The following is a 6770-nucleotide window of genomic DNA, read 5'->3' on the forward strand; positions in this document are numbered from 1 at the left end:
GAGACGGGTAGGGTGGGTTAGGCCAAAGGTTGCTTTGGGGCGAGCCGATCGCACCGGCTATGGCCGTAACCCACCGCGAGAGCATGTAGGCATCGAGGGTAGGGTGGGCTAGCCCGAAGGTCAACTTTTGGTGAACCGATCGCACTGGCTATGGCCGTAACCCACCACTAGAGAAATTGGGCCAACAATCCAAAATCGCCAATCCAAAATCGCCAATCCAAAATCCAAAATTCCCCTCTACCCCTCCACCGCCTTCGCCACCATCTGCTGAAATCGATAGACCGTCTTCTCCAGCTCGGGCGAGAAGCAGCCGCCGTCGAAGCGGGGGGACTTGCGCCCCACCTGTAGGCGCTCGATCATGTCGATGTCTTCGTCGTTGGTGTCTTTCCAGAGATCAATCGGCAGGTGGCGCAGGGTTTCGTTCTCGGGGGTCATGGCTTCATCGCCGACGAAGTAGAAGGTCATGCGCTCTTGGGTTTTGCCGGGGCTGAGAGGGTTGGCGGTAAACACCAAAAAGTAGTCGGGGTGAACACCCACCATCAGATTCGGGAAGACGGTGATGTATTCGGCGACGGTTTCTTTGTGGTTGGCTTCAAGGTCGGGGAAGGTGGGCAGCGATCGCCCCTCGACCACCCCACTCCTGTAGAGCAAGCTGCCCTGCCCTACGTGGGTATCGCCGACCTCAAAGCCAAAGTGGTCTTCCATGCGGGAGCAGCTGTTGAGGGCGGGGTGTACCCAGCTGAGGTGGTAGCTTTCGGAGAAGTTTTCGACTGCCAGCTTCCAGTTGGCGTTGCACTGGAGTGACACCTCGCGGGGCTCGCGGCGCAGCTGGCTGAGGTCGTAGGTTGACCAGCGATCGATGACCGGCGCTAAATACTCCTCCAGGGGGGGCGCGTCGCCAGAAAGGTTCACGAATACTAAGTCGAGCCACTGATCGCAGCGGATGGCGGATAGCCCCTTGCTCTCGCGATCGAACCCGTCGTAGGCATCCTTGTGGTAGCCGCCAAAGTGGGGTGTGCTCTTGAGGGTGCCGTCGAGCTTGTAGCCCCAGGAGTGATAGGGGCAGCGCAGGTTGCCCTGCACGTTGCAGGACTGGTTGACCAGCTGTAGCCCTCGGTGGCTGCAAATGTTGTGGAAGGCGCGCAGGGTGCCAGCGCGATCGCGCACCAGCACAATTGGCATACCCGCCACCTCGGTCGGGTAAACATCGCCAGGGTTGGGGGCGTCTGAGGCCAGGCCAACACACACCCAGTACTGGCTAAACACAGTGGCTCGCTCGCGCTTGAGATACCGGGCACTGGTGTAGGCGTCCGCCTGCAAACCGAGCTGTCGATAGTTATCTGAGTGGATGAGTGCAGGCGGTTTGGCCTGACGTTCTTCGCACGGTTCTACTAGAGCCGGGGTATGAGAAGGGCGCACGACGGATTTTTGGGTCATAGTCTGCCTCAACAGTGATGCGTTTGAGCAATGGGTTCGCAGCCTTTGAATTGAGCTAGGCGGGCAAACCGCCCTCACCAACAACGACTCATTTTGAAGCCAAACCAACGCTTTTAAGACTTGTAATTACAAGTTAGAAGCCAGGTTAATGCCTAGCCATAGTTCAATAATGTTTCCTGGTTAACAGTCCGAGCCTATTTTTTCAAGAAACGCTGATATATTTCTGAATAAGGTTTGCCTAACGGGCCAACCATTGCCGAGCTAAATCCATTCAAACAGGGCTTTCTTAGGTTTGTCTTCCTATTTTTTTGGGATCATTTTTTTGGATTTCATGACTTGTAGTAACAACTGTATATTCAGAAACATTTCGATTTAAAGTAGCGCCCTATGGTTGAGTCCATAGAGATTGTTGAGTTCTGGCTGCCGCTGGCCTATAGTAGGCAAACTTTAGATTCCCGAAAGTTTGTATGCCAACTCGACCATCTGTGGTGTGGTGATTTCCCTTGTGCGCCTTGAAGCATGGCCAACCAGGGTTTTGCTTTTTTTGAGGGGCGATCGCAGACGGCAAGGCTTGTCAGCCGATACCGACAAATGCCCGCTTGGTGCATTTGGCCAGGATGTCACCGTCCCAGCTCTCGGTAAGGGCAAGGCTTTGGACAAAGGCGTTACAGCTGATTGTTGATGTGTTGAGGCTAAATAACTCCTATGACTACACCAGATTCGGGCCGAAACGGGCATGAGGAGCATCCTTTTGTGATGCCTGCCCATGCGCCTACCCGCCATAGCCTTCGCCGTCCGGGCGATCGCAACATCACCCTCAAGGGTTTTGACTTTCACCCCGAGGTCTTTTTGGTCTCGGGTGGGCTAATCTTACTGTTCGTGCTATTTACGTTGATCTTTCAAGATCCAGCGGCATCGGCCTTTGGGGCGATTCAATCGTTCATTGCGGGCACGCTGGGCTGGTTTCTGATCCTGTCCGTCAGCTTCTTTCTGCTGTTTACGATCTATATTGCCTTCAGTAAGTTGGGCAATGTGCGCCTGGGTGGCCCCGATGCCCGACCAGAGTTTCCCACCTTTGCCTGGGTGGCTATGCTGATCAGCGCCGGTATGGGTATCGGCCTGATGTTCTGGAGTGTGGCGGAGCCGATCTATCACTTTCAAGATCCGCCTGCGATGCTGGGCACCATAGAGCCCAATTCGGCTGAGGCCGCTCAGCAAGCGATGGCGATCACCTTTTTTCACTGGGGTTTGCACGCCTGGGGCATCTATGCGCTGGTGGGGCTTTCCCTGGCCTTTTTTGCCTTTAACTGGGGGCTACCCCTGACCATTCGCTCGGTGTTTTACCCCCTGCTGGGTGAGCGCATCTACGGCTGGCCCGGCAACGTGATCGACATTCTGGCCGTGGCCTCGACCCTGTTTGGCCTGGCGACATCGCTGGGACTGGGGGTACAGCAGGTCAACGCGGGCTTAAATTTCTTGTTTGACCTCAATGTGAGTACGCCGGTTCAGGTGGGGCTGATTGCCATCATCACCGGTTTTGCCACGGCCTCGGTGGTGTCTGGCCTGGGCAACGGCGTGCGCCGCCTCAGCGAGCTGAACATGATTTTGGCCGCGGCGCTGATGGTGTTTGTGCTGCTGGTGGGGCCGACCTTGTTCATTCTCGGTTCCTTTGTAGAAAACCTGGGTTTCTACGCTGCCTCTTTGCCGATCATGAGCTTTTGGACTGAGTCATTCTCGGGTACGAGCTGGCAGTCTGGCTGGACGGTGTTCTACTGGGGCTGGTGGATTTCCTGGTCTCCCTTTGTCGGTATTTTTATTGCCCGCATTTCGCGGGGTCGTACCGTACGGCAGTTTATTTTGGGTGTGCTGGTGCTGCCCTCGATGCTGACTTTTTTGTGGATGTCGGTGTTTGGCGGCACGGCGCTCAGCATGGAGCTGGGTGAGCTGAGCGGCGTGATTAGCGGTGCCGTGGCTGAAGATGTGGCCACCGCCCTATTTGTAATGCTGCAACAGCTGCCACTGACGGGCATCACCTCATTCTTAGGGATTGTGCTGGTGGTGGTGTTCTTCGTTACCTCCTCTGACTCTGGCTCGCTGGTGGTAGACAGCATAACCTCCGGCGGCAAGCTAGAGTCGCCCGTGCCCCAGCGGATCTTTTGGGCGGTCACCGAGGGTGTGGTAGCGGCGGCGCTCTTGCTCGGCGGCGGGCTATCGGCGCTGCAAACCGCCTCTATCACCACCGGGTTGCCCTTTGCCATAGTGCTATTGATCATGTGCTATAGCGTCTACAAGGGGCTGAACTACGAGCACGATGTGGTTAACGAGGGGCGCAAGCTGCGGGAGGCCGAGGCCGCCGAACAGGTGATCGCCCGCTAGATGTAACCGTCCAAAGCGCATACCCCGTAGGGGCACAGCATGCTGTGCCCCTACCCATCGGGGATGTACGAACAACAATTTTTTCGTTTCGCCTCTTCTATTTATTCTGTGAGGAGCCTATTGTCATGGCGCAGCATTTTGATGTGATTGTGATTGGGGCCGGGGGCGTAGGCAGCGCGGCGGCCTATTATTCGTCAAAAGCTGGGAAAAAGGTGCTGCTGCTCGAGCAGTTTGAGCTGAATCACCAAAACGGCAGCTCCTACGGCTATTCCCGCGTGATTCGCTACACCTACGACAACCCCATTTACGTGGACCTGATGCGGGATGCCTACCCTCTGTGGTTTGCGCTGCAGGAGGAGGCCGGGGAATCGCTGTATGTCAAAACCGGCGGCCTCGACTTTGGTTTTCCGACCACCGATACCTTCCGGCAGATGAAGGCCAGCCTGGATGCCAGCAATCTGGACTACGAACACCTTGACAAAGCCGACATCGCCCAGCGCTACCCTCAGTTTGCGCTGGAGGATGGCATGGAGGGGCTGTTTCACGCCGATACCGGGCTGCTGCGGGCCTCTCGCTGCGTGCTGGCCCACACCCGGCTGGCCCAGGAGCGCGGCGCGGCGGTGATGGATCAAACCCCCGTACTCAAGGTAATACCCACCGAGAGTGGGGTAGAGGTGCAAACCGACAAAGAGACTTTTAGCTGCGATCGCATCATTTTGACCGTCGGCAGCTGGGCCAAAGGACTGCTGGCCGAGCAGGGCATCGATCTGCCGCTGAAAATCATGCCCTGCCAACTGGGTTTCTACCAGCCGGGCACGCCTACTAATTTTGAGCCCGGCAAATTTCCTGTCTTCTTTGCCCACATGAATGGCCCCTACGGCGAAATGCCCTACGGCATTCCCCACGAAGACCCCAGCATTGGCCTCAAAATCACCACCTTCTACGGTTGGGATACGGTCGAGAAACCCAGTGAAGTCGACTATACCCCCAGCCAGGCCTGGACCGAGCGCATCCGCGACTTTGCCCGCCAGTACATTCCCGATGCCGCCGGGCCGCTGATTTCGACCCGCCGTTGCCTCTACACCCTCACCCCCGATAAGGACTTTGTGATTGACCAGCATCCCAACCATCCCCACGTAGTCATTGGGGCCGGTTTCTCGGGCCACGGCTTCAAATTCACCACCCTGATGGGCAAAATGCTGGCGGATCTGGCGATCGAGGGGCAGACTCCCCACGACACCAGTCTGTTTAAGCTGTCGCGCTTGCAGCTGGTCGCCGCTTAATATGAAATCCGATTTTGGCAACCCCGATTTATAATCAGCCCCCCGCAGGGACATAGCAGGCTATGCCCCTGCGGTAAGATGCCAGAGATAATCATTCGATCATGACGTTTTCTATGGTTTCCGCTGAGCAAGCAGCTGACGGTCAACCCTTCCACATTTTCATCTCAGAACAGCTCAAGGAAAAGATTGAAACCGGGGCCTATGAACCGGGAGAGCGTCTGCCCAGCGAGTTTGACCTGGGCGCTGTGTTCGGGGTGAGTCGCACGACGATTCGCAAGGCGATCGCCAGCCTGATTCAGCAGGGGTTGGTAACCACCCAGCGGGGCAAGGGCATTTTTGTCACCGACCCGCACAAAATCAGCTTTTCAATGGCTAATCCGCTGATGTACTTCGATGCAGCCCTGAAGCAGCAGGGCTACACCAGCCGGGTGCAGTCACTGCGGTTTCAGCTGATTCAGGCCCCGGTGGAGGTAAAGCGCCAGCTGGCGCTGACCCATAACAACGCCCAGGTCTACTGGCAAGAAAAGATCTACTACGCCGACGATACCCCCATCGCTCTAGATGTCACCTACTATCCTGAAACCACTGGGGAAGCTCTGGCCGAGCCGCTGCAGCAGGGGTTTACCTATAGCACCCTGGTGCGCAACGGCATTTATCTGCACGCCGCCAAGGTCAGCCTGGAGAGCATTCCGGCTACCTACGAGCTGAGCGAATATTTGGCCGTACCCCTGGGGCTGCCCCTGCTGGTGTTTAACTATGTGGCCTATGGGGACAACCGCCAACCCGTCGTCTGCGGCAAAACCCTGTCGCGATCGGACTGGACTTGCTATACCGCCGAGGTCGAAGTTAACCACCCCGATCTCAGCGTTTTAGAAAACTTACCCTAGGCAATGCTGTGAAAACCAACGGCAGCGTAACGACAATGACTCGTGAGCAGTGCCATTAAATAACCCCCAGTGCACAGGGCACCGGGGGCGGTTTAGATATAGAGAGTTCGCTATAAGGAGGCTGTTCTTCGAGTGGCTAGTGCCATCCTTAGAATGCCTCAGACCCACCGATATCGGCATAGGTCTATGGGTATGTTCATCGTAAGTTGGCCCAATTCCGGAAATCGTCAAAAGTTGGGCGGATGGTGATCGCTATCACTTGCGATCGCACCCTCAGCCCTAAAGAATTTTCAGTAACCCCAGGGAGAGCCTGTGCTAAATAGCACATTTAGGTAAGGTTGCAACGAGCACCCCTGGCAGTAAAGGCATCCAGACCAAGGCCATTGAGTGCATCAATCGTCGGATAGTCTAACCTCCAACAGCGCTGACTCGCCTATCGTTTCGTAGAGTCATGGCGCGATGGCACAGGGCATCACCGTGCCTGCCCCTCCAGAAAGCATGAAAATATGCGTCAGGTTTCTTGCGATCCAGCTAAAGCCGAATACTATACGGAAAGTTTCTTGCGATCAGCGTGATTCAAGTAGATATGCGGAAACTTTCTGTATATCCACCTCAATCGGGATGATATGCAGAAAGTTTCTCTCTAATAATGTTGTTAGACGCGCGACTCGAAGTCGTTCGGGGGAGTTGGAAAGGACTCCTAAGTTCTTTCCCTGCTAGTGTTCAAGCAGATGTCCGCCTCGGAATGTTCAACCCGTAAGGGGAGGGCAGTATCAGCAGACGAGGT

General features: G+C 55.9%; 4 protein-coding genes. 3 read left to right on the forward strand and 1 reads right to left on the reverse strand.

The genetic code is table 11. The features are described 5' to 3' along the window. Positions 1-237: 237 nt before the first annotated feature. Positions 238-1437: an aromatic ring-hydroxylating dioxygenase subunit alpha gene (locus IQ254_RS28580; RefSeq protein ID WP_193969546.1), complete on the reverse strand. Its 1200-nt coding sequence runs from the start codon at positions 1435-1437 to the stop codon at positions 238-240. A 756-nt stretch (positions 1438-2193) separates the two neighbouring features. Here IQ254_RS28580 and IQ254_RS28585 point away from each other — a divergent pair. The 3 genes from IQ254_RS28585 (at position 2194) to IQ254_RS28595 (ending at position 5983) form a co-directional block, all read left to right on the forward strand. Next, positions 2194-3813: a BCCT family transporter gene (locus tag IQ254_RS28585; protein ID WP_193969548.1), complete on the forward strand. Its 1620-nt coding sequence runs from the start codon at positions 2194-2196 to the stop codon at positions 3811-3813. A 125-nt stretch (positions 3814-3938) separates the two neighbouring features. Then, positions 3939-5096, forward strand: coding sequence for an N-methyl-L-tryptophan oxidase (gene solA, locus IQ254_RS28590; RefSeq protein ID WP_193969547.1), 1158 nt, complete (start codon positions 3939-3941; stop codon positions 5094-5096). A 113-nt stretch (positions 5097-5209) separates the two neighbouring features. Continuing rightward, entirely contained in the window at positions 5210-5983 is a 774-nt protein-coding gene (locus IQ254_RS28595) for a GntR family transcriptional regulator (RefSeq protein WP_228041193.1), read from the forward strand. The last annotated feature ends 787 nt before the right edge of the window (positions 5984-6770 follow it).

It is taken from the genome of Nodosilinea sp. LEGE 07088 (genome assembly GCF_015207395.1).
Lineage (GTDB): Bacteria > Cyanobacteriota > Cyanobacteriia > Phormidesmidales > Phormidesmidaceae > Nodosilinea.